The organism is Cobetia sp. cqz5-12, assembly GCF_016495405.1.
GTDB lineage: Bacteria > Pseudomonadota > Gammaproteobacteria > Pseudomonadales > Halomonadaceae > Cobetia.
In genome coordinates this window covers 1,589,671-1,612,848 of the sequence record NZ_CP044522.1, presented here as the reverse complement: position 1 = coordinate 1,612,848, position 23,178 = coordinate 1,589,671, and the positions used below count along the sequence as shown (strand labels likewise).

Annotated in this window: 16 protein-coding genes; all 16 read right to left on the bottom strand. The window is 64.4% G+C overall.

What is annotated here, in order from left to right; translation table 11 throughout:
- Positions 1–145 precede the first annotated feature (145 nt).
- The 16 genes from F8A90_RS06895 to F8A90_RS06820 all read right to left on the bottom strand — a co-directional run bounded on the left by F8A90_RS06895 (position 146) and on the right by F8A90_RS06820 (position 23,172).
- Positions 146–1,303: a hypothetical protein gene (locus F8A90_RS06895; protein WP_200019502.1), complete on the bottom strand. Its 1,158-nt coding sequence runs from the start codon at positions 1,301–1,303 to the stop codon at positions 146–148.
- A complete protein-coding gene (gene tssA, locus F8A90_RS06890) occupies positions 1,303–2,415 on the bottom strand; it encodes a type VI secretion system protein TssA (protein ID WP_200019501.1) in 1,113 nt (370 codons plus the stop codon). The genes F8A90_RS06895 and tssA overlap by 1 nt, the downstream gene beginning before the upstream one ends.
- Positions 2,416–2,789: 374 nt before the next feature.
- The gene (locus F8A90_RS06885; protein WP_065392475.1) at positions 2,790–3,335 is read right to left on the bottom strand and encodes an Hcp family type VI secretion system effector; all 546 of its coding nucleotides are present in this window, start codon (positions 3,333–3,335) and stop codon (positions 2,790–2,792) included.
- Between the two features lie 236 nt (positions 3,336–3,571).
- Positions 3,572–6,064 (bottom strand): type VI secretion system membrane subunit TssM, encoded by a 2,493-nt coding sequence (tssM, locus tag F8A90_RS06880; protein WP_200019500.1) that lies wholly within the window; start codon positions 6,062–6,064, stop codon positions 3,572–3,574.
- Positions 6,061–7,152, bottom strand: a complete 1,092-nt coding sequence (gene tagF, locus F8A90_RS06875; RefSeq protein WP_200019499.1) for a type VI secretion system-associated protein TagF — start codon at positions 7,150–7,152, stop codon at positions 6,061–6,063. The genes tssM and tagF overlap by 4 nt, the downstream gene beginning before the upstream one ends.
- A gap of 4 nt (positions 7,153–7,156) precedes the next feature.
- On the bottom strand, positions 7,157–11,164 hold the full coding sequence (locus F8A90_RS06870; protein WP_200019498.1) for a type VI secretion protein IcmF/TssM N-terminal domain-containing protein: 4,008 nt from the start codon (positions 11,162–11,164) through the stop codon (positions 7,157–7,159).
- An 11-nt stretch (positions 11,165–11,175) separates the two neighbouring features.
- The gene (icmH, locus tag F8A90_RS06865) at positions 11,176–11,952 is read right to left on the bottom strand and encodes a type IVB secretion system protein IcmH/DotU (protein ID WP_200019497.1); all 777 of its coding nucleotides are present in this window, start codon (positions 11,950–11,952) and stop codon (positions 11,176–11,178) included.
- On the bottom strand, positions 11,949–13,292 hold the full coding sequence (gene tssK / locus F8A90_RS06860) for a type VI secretion system baseplate subunit TssK (protein ID WP_200019496.1): 1,344 nt from the start codon (positions 13,290–13,292) through the stop codon (positions 11,949–11,951). Before tssK ends, icmH begins: the two co-directional genes overlap by 4 nt.
- 71 nt (positions 13,293–13,363) lie before the next feature.
- A complete protein-coding gene (gene tssJ, locus F8A90_RS06855) occupies positions 13,364–13,972 on the bottom strand; it encodes a type VI secretion system lipoprotein TssJ (RefSeq protein ID WP_200019495.1) in 609 nt (202 codons plus the stop codon).
- A gap of 10 nt (positions 13,973–13,982) precedes the next feature.
- Positions 13,983–16,679, bottom strand: a complete 2,697-nt coding sequence (gene tssH / locus F8A90_RS06850; RefSeq protein WP_200019494.1) for a type VI secretion system ATPase TssH — start codon at positions 16,677–16,679, stop codon at positions 13,983–13,985.
- A complete protein-coding gene (gene tssG, locus F8A90_RS06845) occupies positions 16,676–17,878 on the bottom strand; it encodes a type VI secretion system baseplate subunit TssG (RefSeq protein ID WP_200019493.1) in 1,203 nt (400 codons plus the stop codon). The genes tssH and tssG overlap by 4 nt, the downstream gene beginning before the upstream one ends.
- Positions 17,842–19,677 carry a type VI secretion system baseplate subunit TssF gene (gene tssF / locus F8A90_RS06840; RefSeq protein WP_200019492.1) on the bottom strand — a complete coding sequence of 612 codons (1,836 nt, stop codon included), beginning with the start codon at positions 19,675–19,677 and terminating at the stop codon, positions 17,842–17,844. The genes tssG and tssF overlap by 37 nt, the downstream gene beginning before the upstream one ends.
- Entirely contained in the window at positions 19,677–20,165 is a 489-nt protein-coding gene (tssE, locus tag F8A90_RS06835) for a type VI secretion system baseplate subunit TssE (RefSeq protein WP_233593521.1), read from the bottom strand. Before tssE ends, tssF begins: the two co-directional genes overlap by 1 nt.
- A 116-nt stretch (positions 20,166–20,281) precedes the next feature.
- Entirely contained in the window at positions 20,282–21,781 is a 1,500-nt protein-coding gene (gene tssC, locus F8A90_RS06830; RefSeq protein WP_077377255.1) for a type VI secretion system contractile sheath large subunit, read from the bottom strand.
- A gap of 15 nt (positions 21,782–21,796) precedes the next feature.
- Positions 21,797–22,324: a type VI secretion system contractile sheath small subunit gene (tssB, locus tag F8A90_RS06825; RefSeq protein WP_077377258.1), complete on the bottom strand. Its 528-nt coding sequence runs from the start codon at positions 22,322–22,324 to the stop codon at positions 21,797–21,799.
- Between the two features lie 98 nt (positions 22,325–22,422).
- Positions 22,423–23,172 (bottom strand): hypothetical protein, encoded by a 750-nt coding sequence (locus F8A90_RS06820; protein ID WP_077377261.1) that lies wholly within the window; start codon positions 23,170–23,172, stop codon positions 22,423–22,425.
- Between the last annotated feature and the right edge of the window lie 6 nt (positions 23,173–23,178).

Here is a 23,178-nt window from a genome sequence, read left to right as displayed (position 1 = left end):
CGCACTTCTTCGCTCGGCAAGCGAGTGCACCGGCTTGTTCAGTTCGGGTCATGCGTCTCAAGACGCAGCGATGTGCAACATAGGACGAGCGCAGTCAACACAGGACGAGCACAGTCAGCACAGGGCAAATGCAGCGCCGTCAGCGCTAACCGGCACAGGGCATGAGTGCCAGTACCTGAGTCTGAGTATCGTCTCGCAGCGACACGACCAGGGCGCTGTCGTTGTCTTCCAGTTCCGCGATCGCCAGCACCAGCGCCAATGCCAGCCAGGCGTCTCCCGGCCAGCCGCAGAAGCTGTCGAGCGTGGTGCCATCCTCGATCATGTCCAGTCCCGGCCAGCGATTCATCAGGCTGGTGCCGGCCTCCACCGCGCGGCCGGGCAGCCCGAGGCTATCCATCACCAGACGCATGGGCTCGAACGGCTCGCGGGTAGAGGCATGCTCGTCATTTTCCGCCTGCACGGGCCACTGGCGCTCGATCAGCTGCATCAGCGGTGCCGGCGAGCGGCGCAGCTCGCGGCTACCCCGCGCCGGATGGGTCAGCGTTGCCGCCAGCGGCACCTGCCAGCCCTGCAAGGGCGTCGGTGAGTCAGGCGCGAGGCGCTCGAAGAGCAGCGCCGCGACAGCCTCACCGGGAAACAGACCGCTCGGGCGGGAGGCATACGCCAGCTGTCCGCGCCGCGACAGTTCCGAGACGCTGCTGTCGAACAACAGCGAGTCGACACTGAGCCAGATGACATGCGGCATGCCACCCGACGCTTCGGCGGCCAGCAGTTCATGCAGGTCCTGCTCGGCCGCCGCACGATGCGTGACGCTACCCAGCGCGTCGGCGAAGGGCGTGGCCGCTACCGTCTCGCGCAGACGTGCGATGAACCCCTCCTCCAGGCTGGCATGACGGATCGGCACACTCAGCACGATATCGAAGGGCGCGCCCTCCGGCAGCGCTTCCAGCATCAACAGTGCGTCGATGATCAGGGCCTGGATCAAGGTCTCGAGCCGCTGATGGCGGCGATCGAGACGTGCCACCTGCTCGCCGGAGGCAGGCGATGCGCCCGCCTGCCCCAGCGCGATTTCGTGTACCAGCAGGCCATAGCCATCCGGGCCACGCAGGGTCGCGGAGATCTCGGCCGCCGCCGATGACGGCAGCTGCCCCTTGGCCACCGCCCCTGCCGAGGTCAGCGCCACGCCATCCAGCAGACACAGGGTGTCGGTGCGGTAGTCGCTGCGCACCTTGACGACCGGCGCCTCGGGCTCTGCCGGGCGCACCTGCTGCAGGCGGTCATAGATCGAGCTCTTGAACATCATCAGTGATCATCACGCCGCTGAGTGCCCAGGGTTTCACGGATGCCGTCGACGACATGTTCCTCGCGGATGACATCACGCAGCCATTCCTCCAGCGGCATGCGACCCCAGCGCACGGCGCGTTCGACCAGATATGGCACCGGGCTGTGCGGCTCGCTGCCCTTGAAGTACTGGGCGACGCCATTGAGCATGTCGAAGGCTTCCTCGCGGGTCTGCGGCGTGGTGCGCAGTGCCGCCGGTGCCATGCCCGCCTGAGCGGACGGCGTGGCACTCGCATCCCCGGTGGTGGCATCGCCACTTGCGGCGTCCGTCACTTCTGCATCGCTCTCGGCAGATGCCTGGGCCTCATCGTCCAGGCTGACCCCGCGCTCGCCCAGCAGTCGCTCGATCAACTGGGTGCAATCCGCCAGACCACGCTGCAGCTGGCTGAAGGTCGGCGCGCTCACCCCCAGCTGGGCATTGAGCTGCGCCACCAGACCGGCCAGCGCCTGCTGGCACTTGACGATCTGCTGGTGACGCTCACGGAAGGTCGCCGTCTCGGTCAGCACCACGGAGCGCTGGAAGATATCGGCGTTGATCTTGCCATCCGCCAGCGCGCTTTCCATGGCATCCACGTCGGTACGCGCCAGGTTCTCGACCTGACGTGACTCCTCATAGCGGTCGAGCCCGTAGAGCTGCCCTTCCACCAGCGGCAAGGTGCCGATCATGCCGGCGAGGGTGTCATCCAGCCAGGTCAGGCGTGCGACACGCTCTTCATCCCCTTCCTCGAGCGTCGGGTAAAGCGTCTCCCAGTACTGTTCACACAGCGCCGTCATCAGCTCCAGTCCCCAGGCCAGGCCCGTGAAGTGATCACGATGCGCCAGGCCTTCGCAAAGCCAGCCCGCCAGCGACAGGTCCTTGCTCTGCTCGGCCAGACCGTCGGCAGTCAACGAGATGACGGCATTCCAGTCGGACTTCTTGAGATCGGCCTGCCATTCGCCCTGGCTCAAGTAGGCCGGGTCTGCGCGACGCGCTTCCTTGATCTCATCAAAGAGCAGCGAGAACCCCAGGTCCTCTCCTGTCCCATGAGCGCCGATTGGCGCGAGCAGTTCGTCGCGGTCCCATTCGTCGGCCATCTTGTCTCTCCTGAATCACGTGTTGATCGCGTTGCGAGGCAACGCCTGCGAAATCACTGTGGCGCAGTGCTGTTGTGTCAGAGCCAGTTAGCACAGCGCTATTGGTATAGAGCTATTGGCACAGACCCTGTTGGCAAAGAGCTGTTGGCACAGAACTGACAGCACAATGATTTCGCAGGCGCTCATCGAGGCAAACGGGGATGCACAAGGGGAAAACAGACATGCCGGGAGAGCCTTTCGCTCCCCCGGCATGTCTTCTACCCGGACGTGATATCCCCTGAAAACGAGCTCACGCCAGCACGCTGGCCAAGCCCCGGGATGCCACCCTCCTGTTCATGGACGACGGCTCACGCCGCCGCGCCATGAGCCGATACTCAGGAGTAGACGCGGTTGCGCGTGCGGTCCCAACCACCGGTGATGTTGCCGCCACCCTGGCCATCGCTGCGCTTCTGCTGGGTGTAGGTGACCTTGATACGCGCGAAGTTCAGCTTGATCTCTTCAGACGGCAGATCGTGACGCGAGTCGTGCACGGAATCGGTCGCACCGCCACCGCCGGCCTGGGAGAAGGACGCCATGCCTTCCAGGTCCACGGAAGACACGATGACTTCCTCAAGCTTCACTTCCATGTAACGCACCTGCTCGCCACCGGCACGGTGAACCTGCAGGGTGATTTCCTTGATGTGCTGGCCGCGGCAGCAAGCTTCGAACAGCTTCGGAGAAGCCTTGTCGATGAACTTCTTGATCGCGAACTCGCTCAGGTTGACGCGCTCGGCAGACGCGCCGCCCGCAGAGCTGGCCGTCGCGGAAGTCGCCTGGCTGGCGCCGAATTCAAAGCTCAGCAGCTCGATCCAGTCCTTGTGATTGGTGTCCAAGCTCTCGCCCGGGATGCCGTCGATCTTGAGGTAGGCGTCAAAAGCCATGGTAAAACTCCATTTCAGTCATGTGATGGGTAGGCATCACGGGTAGCAGCACTCCCTGGCTGCCACCTGCAACGCGCGTTTGGACACGCTACCGCCAGGAGATGCCATCCAGGCACCCCCACTGCGTATGTCCATGCTTCTCCGCTCTCGTGCTCCGGGCCTGCCTTCAGGCCTGTCATCCAAGAGCTCGACTCCTCCATGAGTCGGCAAAGTGAAAACGGTTCAGCGCAGGCGCATCAGTTCAGCGCACGCACTTCAATCTCGACACGACGATTGGGCGCCAGACAGGCGATCTTGTCGGTGCGCGACATCTCGCCATCGCACTTGACCAGCGGACGATCACTGCCGGCCCCTTCCGCGCCGATCAGCTCACCCGGCAGCCCCTTGCCCACCAGATAGGTGCGCACGGTCTCGGCGCGCTGCAGCGAGATCCGACGGTTGGCAGTGGCGGACCCGATCGGGTCGGCGTGGCCGGTGATGGTGATGCGCCCCAGGTTCGGCGTATTGGAAAGTCGTTCGGCGATGGCATTCAGCTGACGCTGCCCCTCGCCCTGCAGCCCCGAGTAATCCGCACGCCCGAAGGCGAACAGGGTGTCGGATTCCAGTGTGATGGTCTCGACGGTGCTCAGGGAGCGGTCCAGCAGGCCATCGATGTAGTTGCGACTGGATGACACCAGGAAGGTGTTGTCTTCCAGACGCGGCACGTCCGGGCGCACGACCTGCTCGGCATAGAAATTGACCTGACGGCTGGCATATTCCAGATCACGACTGTCGCGCGGCATATCCTCCCCCTGGGTGATGGCCGGATACCAGTAGACCGGCATCTCGCTACGCAGCCAGTCCGGTTCGATGTCCTCGCGCGGCGTGCGCGACAGGGACAGGTAGGTCTTCAGGGTACTGTTGCCGAAGTCCGCCAGCGCCTGGGCCGAGTTGTCACGCGGCTGGGCGTGGTCCTCGACTCCCGGGACATGGATATCGGTCTCGCGCGGGCCATCCTCGCGGTCATGCACGCTGATGGTCGGCAGCATGAACAGCGACTGGTTGAGGTTGCTGGCGATCGGCACCAGCATCGTCTGCCGCAGCGCGCCGAAATAGACATCGCGCAGCTCAGGTTCCAGCGTCTCGCCTTCATAGAGCCCGAAGCCGAGCGACCAGGGCACGCCACTCTCGTGATGACGGCTGTCGTAGCGGGCCGCGCTGTCACGCAGGGCATCCAGCGTCGCCCACTGGGCATAGGCATTCGGCTCGCCGGCATCCTCCTCGTAGGCGGCATCCAATGCCTGATCCAGCGCCCCCAGCTCCCGGGTATTGGCGGTGAAGGACACCGCCCACGCCAGGCACATGGCCGCGGCGAGCGCCAGCGCCAGCCACACCCAACGCAGCTGACGCCGACGCTGCAGGTTGGCACCGCCATAAAGGCCGACCAGGTGCTGGTCCGGCAGCACCACTCGTGAGAACAGCCCCGAGACGAACAGTGGCTTGCCATCCTGATGGCCCGGCGCATGACGCTCGGTAACGGCGAAGCGTGACGCCACGTTACGCCCGTGGGCGGCCGTGCTGGCCTGCCCCTCGGAGAGCGCGCTGGTGAAGTAGAAGCCGCGCAACAGCGGTGCCGCCTGATAGGGATTGACCCTGAGCAGCTCGGTGACGAAATCGGTCAGGTGCGGAGCCAGCGCTTCCAGCTCACGCGGGAATTCCACCGCCGCCGGTGCCTCGCGGGTGCGCACGATGTCACCCTCCACCAGACAGCGCTCACCGGTACCCGCACAACGTGCCACCAGACGAGTCATCGCCTCACTGAAACGAGTACGCCAATCCGCCTCGGCATAGCCCTGGTGCGGGAAACTCATGCCCAGCACTTCATCGCGCTGCGCCGGGGCCAGCTGAGCATGAAACTCGCGAAAGCCGGGAATGTGGTCGCTCTTGGTGAACACCAGGTAGATGGGCAGTGCCGCACCGAGACGCTCGTAGCTTTCCTGGATACGCTCGCGCAGCTGATGTGCCAGGGCCTCGACGTCATGGCGGTTCTGGAGCACTTCATCGATGCTGACCGCGACGATCAACCCGTTGAGCGGCTGACGCGGACGATAGCGACGCAGCATGTCGAGGAAGGCACGCCACTTGCCGACTTCCTCCTCGGAGCTGACGTAACGCCCTGCGGTATCCAGCAGCACGGCCTCACTGCTGAAGAACCAGTCACAGTGACGGGTGCCGCCGATGCCCGCGACACGTGCGCTTTCGCGCTCCGCGAAGGGGAAATCCAGCCCTGAGCGCGAGACCAGCGTGCTCTTGCCCACCGCAGGCTGACCGATCACCAGATACCAGGGCAGCGTATAGAGCACGTCCCCCTGACGGGTGAACCAGCCACTACGCTTCTCGCTGGCACTCTTGCGCATACGGTCCAGCGCCGCCAGCAGGCGCTCGCGCAGCAGGCTGACTTCCTCGCGGTCCTGGGGCGCGGCACTGAGCACGGCGTCATCGGCGTTCTGGATCAGCAATGACTCGACGTCCTGACGCTCGCCCACCCCACGGTAGAGCAGCAACAGATAGAGGGCGGAGGCGACGAGGAATGCCAGAATGCCGACCAGCAGGCTATCCAGTGACGGGTAGCCCAAGCTCACACCGACGCCCCAGATCAGGAAGATGCCCAGGAAGAACAGCACGCCCAACCAATACGGGCGGTATTTGAGGATGTAGTACTTGAGAACGTGGAGCTTTAGCTTGTTCATGTCGGTGCCGATTCATCCTTGGATATGTCGCCGTATGCCATCTCTGCACTGCCCGGGTGTGTGGCTGGCTGCCCCGCCTTGTCGGCCGCAGCGACGTCGTCTGCAAGCGCAGCGCCACCTGCAAGTGCGGCGCCATCTTCCAGCGCGGCGCTGTCATTCAATGCGAGCAGGTAAGCCCCCATGCCCAGCGTCTGCGCCGCCACTGATATCTGATCTGCTGACGGCCCCGCTATCTGAGCCACCTCGCCCTGCGCGCTTCCGAGCAGGCGCCAGCCACCAAGTGCCTCGGGGGCCGACTCGGCCAGGATGCGCAGTGCTTCCTGGTCATCGCGCGTGAAGCGCACGAGCGTCGGGCGCATGAAGTCGTCGACGATCACGCTGATGTGCCCCGGCGCGCCATTGTCATGCTCCAGCCAGTGCAGCCACAGGTCCGCAGCCGGACGCTTCAGCGCGCGCTCCGGTGGCAGCGGCAACGCCACATGCCCCCGTTGGCCATGCCTGGCTGACGACTGTCGACGCAATGCCTGCATGTCGCGGGTCAATCTGCTGGCACTCACATCGGGAAAGCCACTGGCCAATGCACGCGTGAGGTCTCCATAGCGCACGTCTTCCAGAAAGCGTGCGAACAGACGCCGATGCAGCTTGAGATCGGAATCATCCAGCGGGCGCAGCGCCTCGATCCCCGCCAGCAGACGCTCCTGCGCCTGCTGGGGGTCTGCGCAATGCATCACATCGCGCAGCAACTCCCGCACCTGCCCCGCGAAGGTCTCGCCGAGGGTATGCACCCCGACACAGCCTTCCACCACCGGCGAGACGGCCAGCCGCTGGAAGACCAGCAGCGGGTAGCGTCGCCCGGAGGCGTCCTGCGAGGGCGACATGACGCCCATCAACCAGGCCCCACCGCTGGCGCGGTAGTGAAAGAAGCACAGCGGCAAGGCGTCGAAGCGTGCCTGCCAGTCTTCGTCGCGCTCCGCCATGCGATTCAGCGCCCGCTGCCACCAGCCATCCAGTTCCCGGATGTCCTTGTGGCCCGCGTGATGGGCGATGAAGTCCGCGCTGCCGGGCAGCTTGCCGAAGAAGCCGATCATGCGGTCATCTCCCGGCGACCGAAGGCATCGACAGGTTGCGCACCTGCTTGAGGTCCGTCAGCTTCACGCCACCGAAGTTGCGCGCCTCGAAGCTCACCGGGCCGACCGGGGTGTACCAGGTGAAGCGCTGACGGGCGGTATCCAGATCGGTCACGTCCGCGGATTCGATCAGCTTCAACAGACTCCAGCGATTGGGGAAGTTGAAGACCGTGATGCGGCGGCCATCCCGTGTCACCACATCCAGTCGCGCGCCGGAGACTTCCGGGTCGCCCGGCCAGACGAAGCGCTGCCAGTGTTGACGACCATTGCGGTACACCTGCTGCTGGCCATCCAGTGTCAGCTGGATCGAGATCAGCCGGGAGGAAGGCCGGATCATGATCTCGAAACCGTTCTCCACATCCGCCAGACTCTCCAGCACCCGGCCCACTGCCGTGCCCTTGGTGATGGTGGCGGTGATCTTGGGGTCTACCAGCGGCGTGCCGTCCTGTTCGCCCTCTTCCAGATTGCCGACTTCTTCATTGTCGAAGCGGGTCAGCAGACCGGTATCGGGGTCGATGAACTGACGCAGATCACGCACCGAGGTCTCATTGCCGGAGTCACTCACCGGATAACGGCCACTGACCATGCGATGCCACGGCGAGACGACCTGCTCACCCCAGGCGGCGGCCAGCTGTGAGGCCACCGGTCCCTGCAGACTGGCCACGGAGTAATCGATGGGCGCACGGAACAGACGCTGAAGCGACTGCACCAGCGGTTCCTGCGAGGTATCGACATTGGCGGCGACATAGTCACGGGCCGCCGAGATTTCATTGGGCTTGCCGCCGATCATCTCGGCCAGCAGCTGCTTGGTGCGCTTGCCGACATCGCCACGCTCGAGGCCGTCGAGGCGCACCTTGAGCTGACGCAGGCGCAGCTGATAGCGATTCATCACCGAGGCGTCACCGCCCTGACCTTCATCCTGGGCGAACAGGCTGGCGACCGGCGCGAAGTGGTCCGCAAGCTTCCCATCGTGAACACGGGGCAGCCCCTGCATCACGCCGGCACTTTCGGCCACCTCGGCGCCACTGCCTTCCAGCCACGCCACTGTCTGGTCCCACATGCCTGCCGACTCGGAGGCCGGTGCGGAGGCATCACCTTCGGCTTGCGGCTGCGGCGCCTTGCGGGCCTCGGCATCACGGCTGTCCCAGCGCGTGTTGTCATCCACGACGGCCATCAGTGTCTTGAGCGGTGAACGCTGGTAATCGCTGAAGCGCGCCAGACGCTGACGCGAGAGCGCCAGTCCTTCGAAGCGACGCACCCCGACATCGGCCAAGAAGCGCTCCCAGGCCTCGGCGTAGTCACGCTTGTAGTGGGCCAGAATGGTCGCGGCGAATTCGCTCTTGCCCTGGGCCGCATCGGGGTTCTCGTCTTCCAGTACCCAGTCATGCTCCACCGGCAGGTCCGAACTCAGCGTCTTGAGCAACTCGGGGCGCACGAATTCGTCCCACACACGGCGCGTGAAGAAGGCCGGCACCGATTCCCCGGCATACAGCAGGCCGCGTGCGCCCTCATCCGGCAGCATCACCGACAGGGTCATCGACGGGAAACGGGCTTCGGCCGCCAGACGCAGACGCAGGTATTCACGCTCCGCCGGCGAGTTGTCGAGCAGGAAGGCCTTGAGATCACGGCGTGAACGCGCCACGCGGTCCTCATCGCGCACCAGTGCAGGCGCCTTGCCCTGCGCCAGATATTCGCTGTAAAGCGCGACGTTGTCGGCAATGCGCTGATCGCCGCCCGGCACCTGACGACGGCTGTCGGCCAGCTGATGCCAGGCACGCGGCAAGGCTTCACGCACGAAGGCGACGTCCGGGTGCGCGACGGGGTCACTCAGAATCAGATACAGCTTGAGCGCATCGTAGGCATCGATGAGACCGGCGACCTGTTCCGGCGTCAGCTGGTTGAGCACTTCACTCGAGAAGGCAGGCCCGCCGGGCATGCCCCCCTCGGCCGGGCCACCGTCTCCCGGCACCGTGCCATCACCGCCGAACCCCGCAGGCGAGCCACGCAGGGCGTCTGCCTTGTCGCGCAGCGCCTCACGACCCTGCTGGCGTGTGCTCCAGTAGGCGTCATTGACGCCACCGCGCAGGCGATAATCCGCCTCGCCCTTGAGCTGGCTGGCCAGTTCGCCTGGCGAGCGCGGCACGCTGCCCAGCGTCGGGCGCTCGGTCAGGCGCTGACGCAGGCGCTCACCGCTGGAGGTCAACAGTGACTTGCCATCTTCGATCAGCACATCGGAGGCCCCGGCCTCGGACGCGCTCTCCCCGCCCATGGCCTGCAGCGAGGCAGACTCGGAGACGATGCCCAGCGACACCGCCAGGCGACCGACCGCCCGCAGACGTGCATCGAGATCTTCCGCCAACGGCGCCAGTACCTGCTGCTTGAGGGTCGCGAAGTAGCGAGCCTCGAGCGTGGTGCCCAGGCGCTCGCCGCCATCCAGCCCCATGTGCTGATACCAGGGCAAGCCACCGTCTTCACGGGCCTGTCGCACGCGCGACAGCTCGTCGTGGAGCAGATCGAGCTGCACGCTCGGCGTCACGGCACCGTCAAGCGACGTCAGTTGCGCATCGACGGCCTCGAGACTGATACGGCTCTGGTAATAGGCGTTGCCAAGCAGACCCAGCGTCACCGCACCTGCCACCCCGCCCACGCCGATCAACAACGGGTTCAGGGAGCGGCCCTGGCCATCGCGTGCGTAGTGACGCACCAGGTTGCGGTCCGGAATCATCACGTCGCGGAAGACACCGCCGACGAAATAGGGACGATCGCCGACGGCGGCACTCGCCGCTGTCGCGGACTGGGCGGCACTCGGCTCCTTGAGTGCGAAGCCCTGACGGACCTGCTCATCGAGGATCGCCGGCATTGCGCTGCCATCCTGCAAGGCACTGGTGAAATAGATGCCGCGCGTCAGCGGCCCACGCGCGCTGTTGCGACGCAGATCGAAGGGCTCGAGGAAGTCGGCCAGCAGGCCTTCCATCTCGGCAATGTATTCCGGGAAGTGCAAAAGCTCGCTGTCCGCCTGCTGACCACGCTCACGCAGGGCCGCTTCCACATGGCCGCGCAGCCCCGCCACCATCTCGGGGAAGTGTCTGGAAAAGGCTGCCACGACGCCCTTCTGGCGTGCCTCGGCCACCGAGAACGTCATGCCCCACGGCGCATGGCGGGCATCGCTGTCCAGGGTATTGAAGGCGGCGGTGAAGCCCGGCAGCTGGTCGGCCTTGGTGAACATCAGGTAGACCGGCGGCGAGGCATCCAGCGCATCGCGGAAGTCATTGATGCGCTCGATCAGCTGGCGTGCCAGCGCGTGGTTCTCGTCGCGCGGTGCATGCAGCAATGCCGGCAGGTCAACCACGACCACCAGGCCATTGATGGGCGCACCGCGCCGGCGACGCGCCAGCAGACGCAGGAAGTCACTGAAGGCACGCGCCGGCTGTTCCTCGGCGACGTAGCGCCCGGCGGTGTCGATCATCAGGGCGTCATTGCCGAAGTACCAGTCGCAGTACTGGGTGCCGGAGTCGCCGCCCAGTCCCGCCACGCTGGAACTCAAGCCCGAGCGTGTCAGCAGCGAGGTCTTGCCGGAGGACGACAGGCCCAGCACCAGATACCAGGGCAGATCGCTGAGCGAGGCACTGCCCCCCTTGTGCAGCCCACGCTGGGCCCGCAGCATGCGCAGCGCCGACTTGAGACGCTCACGCAGCACTTCGTAGTCGCCGGCTTCGGTGGCGGCATCCGCGGCTTCGCGGTCCACTTCCAGCTGGACGAGGTCTTCCAGATCACGCTCGGCGCGCACCTTGCGATACTTGCGCAGCACGATGGCCAGCAGCCATACCGCGGTCAGCAGGGCCACGGCGATCGCGAGACGTTCCAGCGAGCCACCCAGACGCGGCACCCACCAGACACACAGCACGACACCGGCCAGCCACAGCAGTGACGACGCCAGCCAGAAACTCTTGAGGAAACCCAGCACCCGTTTCATTCAGTCACGCCTCATGTCGTTGCGAACAGGGACGACAGTCGCTCGATGAGCGCCGTGACCTGAGCATCCAGCAGGTTGTCGAGCACCAGATAGACCGCGCCACAGCAAAGCGCGATCAACAACAGGTAGACCCACACCGGAATTTCGTAACGCAGCAGCTGGCCCACCTGGTCAGGCAGCTGCCAACCCGGCGACAGCACGGCGGAAGACTGGCGATAGCGCGCGATATCCTGGCCCAGGGTGCTGGCCACGTAGCGCAGCTGATCACGGTGTTCGAGGCGGAACTTGCCCTCGAAGCCCAGCGCCAGACACAGGTGATAGACCTCCAGCACGTCCAGGTTGGCCTTGACGTCGGTACGCAGTGCCTCGAGGCGCTCGAAGAAGCCTTCACCGGCCAGATGCACCCCGAAATAGGTGTACTGCAGCGGGTGCAGTTCCAGGTGCTGGCGAATGTTGCTGGCGCCGGCGCCCAGCACGCTTTCATCGAGAAAGGCGCACAGCGCGTACTGGGCGTCACGCACCTGGTCCATGCTGTAACCGACGGCCAGCGCCTGGGCTTCCAGCTCACGGAAGTAGTCGGCGACACGGGTCAGGAATTCATCGACGTTGCGCGCTTCACTACCGCGACGAATCATCAGGATCAGCGAGAAGAAGTCCTGGGACAGCGTACGCAGACGCGTATCCGCCGCTGCGCCATTGGGCTGAGCACTGCCAGGGTGGTCACTGCCAGACTGGGCACTGCCGGTCTGGGCAGCGTCATTCGGCCGGGTTGCCGTGTACTGGTTCATTTCAGCACCGCCATCAATTCAATCTTGAGGTTGTGGAAGCCGCCGGGCACATAGAAGGCGATGGCCTGAGCGGCCATCATGCGTTCGTACATGCGCCCCTGGGGTTCCAGCGCGAAATAGTGATTATCGAGGCGCGACGGGATCGCGGTGGGCAGACGCGAGGCATGCACCAGCGAGCCGCCGGGCATGGCGCTGTTGACCACCACTTCGATGTCATCCGGCGAGCCGACCTTGAAGGCACGCGGCACCAGCTCCAGCAACTTGGCGCCGGGCATGTCGGCATGCACGCTGATATAGAAGTCGGCATCCACCAGACGCGCATCGTGCAGATGGGCGATGTAGTAGGACGGCTTGGTCTGTTCCAGCGCGATGGGGATGTACTGGTTGGGCACTACGGTGTCCAGCAGCTCGCGCGCCATGGTTTCCAGCGTCGTCAATGACTGGACCGGGTCTTCATGGCGGTACGTCGGCAGGTCACTCAGGCGGTAATCCATCGAGAAGGTCATCAGGCTCGCGACCAGGTCCGACAGGAAGGTGTAGAGCTTCTCGGGATGCTGCTGCGGGTGTTGTAGCAGATGCGCCAGCGCCGGGTAGGCACGATTGACCGTATGCAGCAGCCAGAACAGCGCCACGTCGCTTGAACCGAATTCCGCGACCTGATCGGCGCGTTCGCGGCGACGGCCTGACAAGGTCTCGTGCTTGGCCTGCAGCATGCCGGCCAGGCGCTGGCCCATGGCCATCAGCGTCTCGCTGCTCGAGAGGTGCAGCGCGGGCGGCACGAAGCGCGGCGAGACGGAGAACCCACCGGCGGCATTGCGCGTCAGCACGGCCAGCGGACAATGCGTGCTGCCTTCCAGGTCATCGCCTTCCAGCAACAGACGCACATTGAGTTCCAGCAGGCTCAGCTCGTTCTCGCCATCGCCGTCCAGCAAGTCCGGCAGGGAGTCGAAACGCTGACGAAAGCGGCGACGGGCACCGCGCTGCTGCTCATCTTCCTGCACATTGCCGGCGTAGGGTTGTACCAGGCTCAGCGCAGCGTGCACCTTGATCTCGCTGTGGCCGGCCAGTTCACCCAGGTCGCGCGCCCGCGGCAGGCTATCGTGCTGCGGTGCATCGAACAGCGTGCCGTCGGGGAAGACCAGCTTGAGGCGGCTGAGCTGCAGGCGGCCCTGGGCCAGCGCGCTTTCATCGATTTCCAGACGCTGCACGCCAAAGGCAAAGGGCCCGCTGCGCGTGCTGGCTTCGCCGAGCTGCCATTGGTGATACTCATCCTGATACTGGAAGTGCTGGGGCAGCAGGAACATGCCCTCGGACCACCTCACGCGATTATGCTTGCTCACGAATCCATCCTTTATAAAGTCCGTCCGGTGTCGCCCGTGACGTGTCAGCCACGCGGTTCATGCCCCGGGTGTCAGGGCTGGGTCGCCGTCGCCAGCAGGTCTTCGCTGTCGGGCGCCACCGTGATGTAGTGATCGATCAGGGTCAGTTCGACACCGTCCGGTGAGGTGAACAGGCCGTCCTTGCGCATCGCATCGGCGTCGAACAGCACGCGCCAGCGCGCGTCCGGGGTCTGGCGGAAATAGGCCGCGACCGCCACGTAACGCGCGCCCGGCTTCAGCGGCGCCTCATCCACGACATGCCCGCCCGGCACCATCACCACTTCGCGGGTATCCAGCAGCGTGTCGCCCAGTACCTTGTCGGCGTGATCCCACAGGCCATCGGGCGAGGCGCTGGCGAAGGCTTCACGCGCATCCAACTGATAGATGCGCACCACCACCGACAGCGACGCCTCGTCGACATCCGGATTGAGTGATTCATCGGCATCGAGGGTGAAGGCGACCGTCTCGTCCTGGCTGAACAGGATGTCGCCCACCGTGCCATCCATCTGCTGGCCAAGACGGCTGCCGACCCCGCAGCCGCCGAGCAGCAGGCTGGCGCACAGCATGACCGGCAGCCAATGGCGCGAACGCAGTGACGTGGATCGGCGCTCAGCCTTCACGTGATATCCCCGGAATGACATGTGGGCTTCCTCACTGCATCTCGTAGGTGAACTGGCCGGCGTCATCCAACGCGATGCGGATGTCACCCACCGGCTGCTGATCGGCCATGCGCTCCAGTACCCACTCCACCAGCGGCGGCATCATCGAACCGCTGAGCAGATGGTCGATGCTGCGTGCACCACTGTCGGTCTGGGTGCAACGCTCGGCGATATGATGCGCAAGCGATGAGTCGAAGCTCAGATGGGCGCCGTGATTGCGCGTGAAGCGCGCGGCCAGACGCGACAGCTTGAGGTCGACGATGCGTGCCAGGATGTCGCTGTGCACCGGGTAGTACGGCACGACCTTGAGACGGCCGAGGAAGGCCGGCTTGAAGACACCATTCAAGGTATCGCGCAGGCCCTCGACCAGCGCCTCGGGCGCCGGCGGCGTCGCCACGCCCAGGCAACGGTTCATGATCTCGTCGGTGCCGACGTTGGAGGTCAGCAGGATGACGCAGTTGCGGAAGTCGATCTCGCGCCCTTCCCCGTCATCCATCACGCCCTTGTCGAACACCTGGAAGAAGACTTCCAGCACGTCCGGGTGCGCCTTCTCGACTTCATCGAGCAGCACCACGCTGTACGGCTTGCGACGCACGGCTTCAGTCAGCACGCCGCCTTCGCCATAGCCGACATAGCCGGGCGGCGAGCCTTTCAGCGAAGAGACGGTGTGGGCTTCCTGGTACTCGGACATGTTGATGGTGATCAGATTGCGCTCCCCGCCATACAGGGTGTCGGCGAGGGCCAGCGCGGTTTCGGTCTTGCCGACACCACTCGGGCCGAGCAGCATGAAGACACCGATCGGCTTGTTCGGGTCTTCGAGCTTGGCGCGTGACAGGCTGATGCGCTTGCCGATCTCTTCCAGGGCGTGGCCTTGGCCCAGTACGCGCTCGCCCAACAGCGCCGGCAGACGACGCACGGTGTCGATCTCGTCACGCTGCATCTTGCCCAGCGGGATGCCGGTCCAGGCGGCGACGACCTCGCCGATGGCGTTGCCATCGACACAGGCGTGCACCAGCGGTGCCTCGCCACCGGCCTCTTCCAGCACCGCACGCGCAGCGCGCAGTTCTTCCAGTGCGCTTTCACGGGCCGCGTCATTGGCCGCGTCGCTGCCCTCATCATTGCTCTTGTCATTCACCTCGTTCAGAGCGGCGTCGGCCTTGAGCACTGCCTCGACGGCCTCACGCTGACGCGTCCAGTCGGCTTCCAGCGCCGTGACCTGAGCAGTGATGGCCAGTACTTCCGTGTCGATCTCGTCCAGACGCGGGGCATGACTGTCATCGCCGCGCTCGTGTTCCCGGGCCAGCGCTTCCCGCTCGGCCTCCAGATCGCGCAGGCGCTGACGGGCATCTTGCAGCGGTGCCGGCGTGGTCTGCTGGCCCAGCGCGACACGCGCGCAGGCGGTATCCAGCACGCTGACCGCCTTGTCCGGCAGCTGACGGCCGGTGATATAGCGGCTGGAGAGACGCACCGCCTGCACGATGGCGTCATCGAGAATCTCGACCTTGTGATGATCGCGCATGCGCGTCGCCAGCCCGCGCAGCATGTCGATGGCCTGCGGCTCGGCCGGCTCCTCGACCTTGATCACCTGGAAGCGACGCGCCAGGGCGGCGTCCTTCTCGAAGTACTTCTTGTACTCGGCCCAGGTGGTGGCGGCGATGGTGCGCAGCTCGCCACGCGCCAGCGCGGGCTTGAGCAGGTTGGCGGCATCGTTCTGGCCTGCCTGACCGCCACTGCCGATCAGAGTGTGGGCTTCATCGATGAACAGGATGATGGGATGCAGGCTGCGCTTCACTTCCTCGATCACGTCCTTCAGGCGCTGCTCGAATTCGCCCTTCACGCTGGCGCCGGCCTGCAGCAGGCCGAGGTCCAGGGTGCGCAGCTCGACACGTGCCAGCGGTGCGGGCACTTCGCCAGCGACGATCTTCTGCGCCAGACCTTCCACCACCGCTGTCTTGCCGACTCCCGCCTCGCCGGTGAGGATCGGGTTGTTCTGACGACGACGCGTCAGGATGTCGATCATCTGGCGCACTTCATCATCGCGCCCCAGGATCGGGTCGATGTTGCCGTCACGCGCACTGGCGGTCAGGTCGATGGTGTATTGATCCAGCGCCGGGGTCTTGTGACTGCCCGGACGTGCGCTGGCACCACCCTCACCTGCCGTCTGCCCGCCGCTGCTCGCGGCTGGCGGCGTTGATTGCGAAAGCTCGGCTTCCGGACTGGCGGCCAACAGGCTGGTGAAATGCAGGCGCAGGTCAGCGACATCGATGCGCTCGAAAGGATTCTCGAGACCTGGCATGTCGCTTCGGATCACGCGCGCCAGCTCCGGGTCCTCCAGCAGCGCCAGCAACAGGTGCCCGCTGCGGATATGCGCGACTTCGTGGTCGATGGAGGCGATCAACCAGGCCTTCTCGATCAGCCGCGTGATATGCGGTGAGAGTGCCGGCGTCGCGGTGCTGCCCGTCTTCAGGCGCTCCAGCGAGCGATCCAGCTGATCGGCGAGTTGGTCCAGGCCCAGCGAGTAGTGACGCGCGATGCGCAGCAGGTCGTTGTCATCGCCATCCAGCAGCTTGATCAGCAGATGCTCGACATCGACTTCATACTGGCGCTTGGCAAGGCACAGACCCGCCGCCTCTTCCATGGCACCGCGGCTGACATCATTGAGCTTGGCGAATAGCGTCTTGAGACTCACGGGGTCACTCCATCGAAGGGGATTCGTAACAGCACACTTCCCGAGGTGCTGCGTGGTGTCTGGCCCAGCCAGCCCAGGCGACCCAGCGAGATGCCGCTGGCACCTCCCAGGCGGGCCGGCGGGACTTCACTGGGGTCGAGCTGCAATTCCAGCTCGAAATCGAGCTCCGGCCCGACATAGAAACGGATCAATTCCGTCATGCGCAGGTGGTCTTCACCCCCGGGCAGAAAACGGCGGAAGTCCGCCAGGCGCAGGGGGCCAACGACCATGCGCAGGCAGGACTGGTAGTCCCAGGCACGCTTGCCGGCCACGGCGCTCTGGCCGAGACGCGCGTTTGCCTGCCCCAGGCGCGTCAGTTCCGGCTCGCTGATGTCGAGCCAGCGGCCCTGAAACGGATTCACCTGGCAGGGCACACCGAAGAACACGCCCAGCAATGTCTCGAGATTCTGCTGATTGCGGGGCCGCTGCCCGAGCAACCCGGCAAAGAAGGAAAACAGCTCACGCGGCAGCTCGCGGCTGCCGGCGCGCTGCTCGTCAGTGCCGTGGTTGTCACGGCTCTGACTGCCAATGCCCCAGCTGGGTGCCGCGTTGTCGCGGTTCTCATCCACCTCCAGCGCCTCGACTGACGTCCTGGCGGCAGGCACTGCCAACGGCGCCTGCGGAGCAAACAACAGCTCGGCCGAGGCACCCGACAGGCCACACAGCGCGTGCAACTGGCGCTCGATATCGGCCTGCCCCCGCCGCTCGTACTCGACGTGGAAGCGATACTTTTGCCATGCCTGATAGAACAGCGCCGTCATGCGGTGCGAGAACAGATCGAAGAAGGCATGGGCGCCGTCATCGCGCAGCTGCACGTGGCGATCGATCAGCGTCTCGGTGTACGGGCGCGGCAATACGCCAGACGGCCCGACCAACCCCATGAAGGTGACCTGTACCTGGGTCAGCGGCTGGTCGGTGGGCGAACGCAGCGTCTCGCTCTCGAAGACAAGGTCACTCACTTCGCTGGCCGGGAAGTTCAGCGACAGCTGGCTGCGAAACCGCAACGGGTCTTCGTGCGGGCGCAGCTCGGGTTCGAGACGACCGGCACGGCTGTAGTGCAGCCGCAGCAAGCGTACGAGCTGAAAGAAGCTGAACCGGTATGGCTCAGCGCGCGCCTGGTCGATCAGACCAGGGGCTGAGTGCCGGTTCTGGCGGGCCATGTCACGACGTCCTTTTCGCGCTGGCGGCTGCGCAATGTCAGCCGGGTGAAACTGTTGAGCGAGCAGTACTGCCCGAAGAAGTGATCCAGCACCATGCCGAACACGCAGATGCCGCTACCGATGAATTCCTGTTCATCCAGTTCCAGGGTGATGCCGATCCCGCGCACGAAGGCCGGGCGCGGATGCCCGATCCGCGTCATCGCCGGCGCGCTCTGAATGCTGGCGATGCCGTTGATCTGGCGACGCGTGGCTTCGAGGTCGCGATAGTTGTAGAGCGAGAGCATTTCCAGCAGCGCCTCACGGCCGCGCTCCACCAGCGAGAGATGGTTGAGCGACAGATGCGAGATCAGGCGCCAGATGACGCCCTTGCCCATCGGCGGCCGTGCCGAGGGCGTCGGCTTGCGCAGGCAGCGGATGGCCTTGACCACCTGTTCGCGCGGCAGGGTGAAATCGCCACGCGGATGCCCGAAGCTCAAGCGCTGCGGCAGATCACGATTGCTGCAGGTCAGCTTGAGGCTCAGCACGTCGCTGGTGGCGTCGATGGCGTTCAGCTCGCGGTCCGCCAGACGTAGCAGCAGCTCGGTGCCGGCATCCCGCTCACGGGCGGAAGGCACCCGCCGCGACAGCCAGTAGCTGGTCTCGCGTGACGGTGCACTGCCCTGCGGCTCGAAGAACGGCGGGCAATAGCGCACGTGATCGCGCTCAGCGGTCTTCTGTACGCGCGTGACGCGGTCGATCGAGACCACCTCGGCGCCGTGCGGATTGCGCACATCGGCCACCACCGGATATTCCGCCTGGGTATGCGTCAGCAGGATCGGCTCGGCCTGGCGCTCGAACAGGTTGATCACCGGCGTGCAGCCGAGACGGAAATGATTGCGTCCCAGACTCTGGGACAGCCGCGACAGCCGCTCGTCCAGCGCATAGTCCGCGAAGTGGAAGTGCAGTTCGAAACGCGTGCCGCTGGCGCGCGCCAACAGACGTGTCAGCCCTTCGACATCGAAGAACATGAACTTGTCGGGGAAGGTGAAGTACTCGTGCAGCAGGCGATAGCCGAGGAAGGAGCGCTCGGGGTAGTCGATCAGCCCCTCCTCGGGGGCGAACCCGACCGGCGTGAGCGAATCCGTCGGCAGCGAGACTTCACGACGCTGCCCGCCTTCATCGAAGCTGACGCTCAGGCGAGTCAGGTTGTTGAACAGCAGTTCGTACATCGGGTGCATCAGGGCACCCTCGCCGTCCAGGAACAGGCGCAGGCGGTCGATCCCGAAGCTTCCCACCGACTGGTCGTTCAAGGCCTCGAAGGCCAGATCCAGTCGCGCGACGCTGTCCTTGTCGCGACCATTGAAGGCCGAGCGTTCCAGCAGCGAGAAGCCGGCGCTTTCCACGCGCAGCGGCCACACATCCACCGGATAGCAGGTACGGAAACGGCAGGCCACACCTTCCACCGGACGCGAGAACATCTCGGTGTGCCGCGCGACCTGATAGCGCCCGGTCAGCGAGGTCTGCTCACCGGGTTCGAGCTGTGCGATCGACAGCGAAGGCGTCGGTCGCAGGTAATGGGGGTAGAGCACATCGAGGAAGGCCTCGACGATTTCCGGCAGATCATCATCCAGCTTCTTGTGAACCCGTGCCGACAGGAACGCGAAGGACTCGACCAGACGCTCGGTGTGCGGGTCTTCGCAGTGGTCGCCTTCCAATTGCAGTCGTGCGGCAATCTTGGGGTACTCACGTGCGAACTCCCGGCCCAGAAAGCGCAGGTGCGAGATTTCTTGTTCGTAATAAGGCAGCAGTTCATCAAGCATCAGGAAAGGTTCTGCACTTTGTATTGCTGAGTGTCGGCATGCAGCACGGCATCGAACGCCACTTGCCGCGTTGCATCCTTGAGGACGAGGAGCGTCTCGACGCGAAAGCGCAAGAGGCGGTCCTGGCCGTCCTGGTCCAGCAGCTTGACCTGCACGTTGCGAAAGCGACGGTCATTGCTTTCGATGGCGTACTCCAGCTGACGCTGGATCAAGCGGCGGTCTTCACTGCTGTGCAGGCCTCGGCCGAGAAAGTCCGGCAGACCGAAGCCCAGCACCGTGCCACGCAACCCGGGAAAGTCATTCAAGCGCCCTCCCAGCAATTCGCTGCGCGTATTCACCAGAATCTCGAGGTCTCGCACGATGGTGCGCTTGTACTCGTCGAGACTGACGAAGCGTTGCTCCTCTGCGGCTTCTCCCTGATGCGGAGCATCGTCCTGCAACCGATCCCACAGGGTGGGAATGAGGCGGCGGGTGCCATTCATGCGCATGTCGCCTCCTTCATGGCGATATACCGCATCGTCAGGCCGGCGTTGGCCAGTCTGACGATGCGGGCGTGCAGAACACGCAGGGAAAAGAGCGAGGGGTTTTCAGTGACGAGACGTCATCAGCTGCGAGTGGACTGCGGCAGCTCTGCGACCAGGCGCAGCGAGGCGGTCAGTTCATCCAGCTGGTAGTGCGGACGCAGGAAGGTCACGGCCTTGAAGACACCCGGCTTGCCCGGGACTTCCGCGACTTCGACACGTGCTTCACGCAGCGGGAACTGTGCCTTGGCTTCCTGGCTGGCGTTGTCGTCCAGCAGCACGTACTGGGACAGCCAGTCGTTCAGGTAGCGCTCGACACTGGTGCGCGAGGCGAAGCTGCCGACCTTGTCACGCATGATCGCCTTCATGTAGTGCGCGATGCGTGAGGTGGCGAAGATGTACTGCATCTGCGAGGACAGGCGCGCGTTGGCGTTGGCCACGTCGGTGTTGTACGTCTTCTGCTTCTGGGCGGACTGGGTGCCGAAGAAGGCGGCGTAGTCCGTACCCTTGCAATGCACCAGCGGGATGAAGCCCAGGTCTGCCAGCTCCTTCTCGCGACGGTCGGTCACGGCGATCTCGGTCGGGCACTTCAGCGCCACTTCGCCATCGTCGGTCTGGAAGGTGTGGGTCGGCAGGTTCTCGACCAGGCCACCGCCTTCGACACCGCGAATGGCGACACACCAGCCATAGTTGGCGAAGGCATCGGTCACGCGGGAGCCCATGGCGTACGCCGCGTTCATCCACAGATACTTGTTGTGCTCACGGCCATCGACGTTCTCGACGAAGTTGAATTCCTCGACCGGCGTGGTGTCCGGGCCATACGGCAGACGGCCCAGCACGTGCGGCAACGTCAGACCGACATAGCGCGCATCTTCGGAGTTGCGGAAGGACTTCCACTTGGCGTATTCGACGGTGTCGAAGATCTTGGACAGATCACGCGGACCGCTCATCTCGGTGAAGGAGTCCCAGCCGAACAGCTCCGGAGACGCCGCGGAGATGAAGGGTGCGTGCGCCGAGGCGGCCACGTGGGAGATCTGCTCCAGCAGATAGATGTCTTCCGGGCTGCGCGAGAATTCGTAATCGCCGACCAGCATGCCGAACGGCGCGCCACCAAAGGTGCCGTACTCTTCTTCGTAGACCTTCTTGAACAGCGCGCTCTGATCGAATTCCGGCGCCGATTTCAGGTCACGCACCAATTCCTTCTTGGTGGCGTTGAGCATCTGGATCTTCATGTTGCTGCCGGTCTCGGTCTGATCGACCAGATAGCGCAGACCGCGCCAGGAGGATTCCAGCTTCTGGAACTCACTGGCGTGCATGACTTCGTTCATCTGCTCGGAGAGCATCGCGTCGATCTCGGCGATACGCGCATCCAGCACGGCGATGAGGTCCTTGCTGGGCATGACCTCGCCGTCCAGCACCTGGGCGACCAGCTCTTCGATCAGGTCGCGTGCACGGGTGCGCTCGGTCTCGGAGCGCGCCACGCGGCTCTCGGAGATGATGCTGTCGAGCAAGGAAGACTGCGGCGCGAAGACGGTATCCTGTGCCTGCGGTGCCACTGCTGATTCACTACGATTGTCACTCATGGTCTGACTCCGCAATCAGTTGTCGTCTTTGCGCACGGCTTGCTCGCGACCGAACTCGTCGCCCAGCGTCTTGAGCTTCTCGCTGTTCTGCAGCACGTCCATCAGCAGCTCTTCCAGCTTGTCATTGCCGCCCATCTTGTTGCGCAGATCGGCGAGCTTGTTGCGCACATCCAGAAGCTTGCGCAGCGGCTCGACCTGCTTGACGACATTCTGCGGCTCGAAGTCTTCCAGCGAGTTGAAGTTCAGCTCGACCGGCAGCTGGGTACCATCCTTGCTCAGCGTGTTGTCGACGCGATAGGCAAGGCGCGGCTTCAAGCCCTTGAGGACGCCGTTGAAGTTGTCGCGGTCGATGGCGACGAACTTGCGGTCCTTGAGCTTGGGCGGCGGGCTGAGCGGGTTGCCGGTGTAGTCACCGACGGCACCGACCACAAACGGCAGTTCCTTCTGCTCCTGGCTGTCACCGATCTCGACGTCGTAGGTGATCTGGACGCGTGGTGCGCGAATGCGTCCCAGCTTGTGTTGTGTGCTATCCCTCTCCGCCATGGGGCATTTCCTTATGTGCAGTTGTGAAGTGGTTGCGCGTGTCAAAAATGGGGGATCAATCTGAGCCGTCCGGCGCATCTTTGAGCGACATCAGCCCGTCAGACTGCCGCTATCGCCTTGAGTAGCCGCTGCTTGACGGCGTCATCCATCGACTCGATGTCCGCGACATCGATCAGTTCTTCAAAGGTGTCATTGCCGGCGATTTCGGTGCTGCGCAGAATGGTGTCCTGCTCCGGCAGGTGCGAGGTGATGGGCGACCCCACCACGCAGAACGGCATGCTGCCGAATTCGTCCAGCTTCTCGAAACTGACCGGGAAGCGCAGACCCAGCAACAGACGCCCGAGGCCCGGGGCACGATTGACGCAATAGAACAGCATCAGGTAGTGCACCACGTAGCGCAGCAATTCTGCCGTGCTGCGATTGGGGTCCTTGATGATGTGGCGGAAGCGCTGCAGCGAGAAGCCGTCAAAGCCCACGACCCAACGTGTGGGGCTGGTGACGCGAATCACCTTGCCGGTGGTCGTGAGGCGTACGTCATATTCATGTGGATAAAGGCGCGGGGCCGTGCTCAGAAGCTCCAGCGGCACATCCAGCTCCTGCAGCAAGCGGAAAGGCTCGGCATTGGCCGTGGAGTCATAGAGAGCGGTGAATTCCTTGAAGGCATGCTGTGCCTCACGACCGCTACCGCGCGGCGCCCCTTGCAGGTATTCGCCAAAGATCATCTGCGGGCGAATCAAGGCCCCCAGCGTCGTCAGATAATCCGACGCATTGTCATACAACAGATCACTGACGACGCGAGTCTGCTTGCGCTGACGGATGAAGGCTTCAATGTCAAAGGACGAATCCATGTCAGA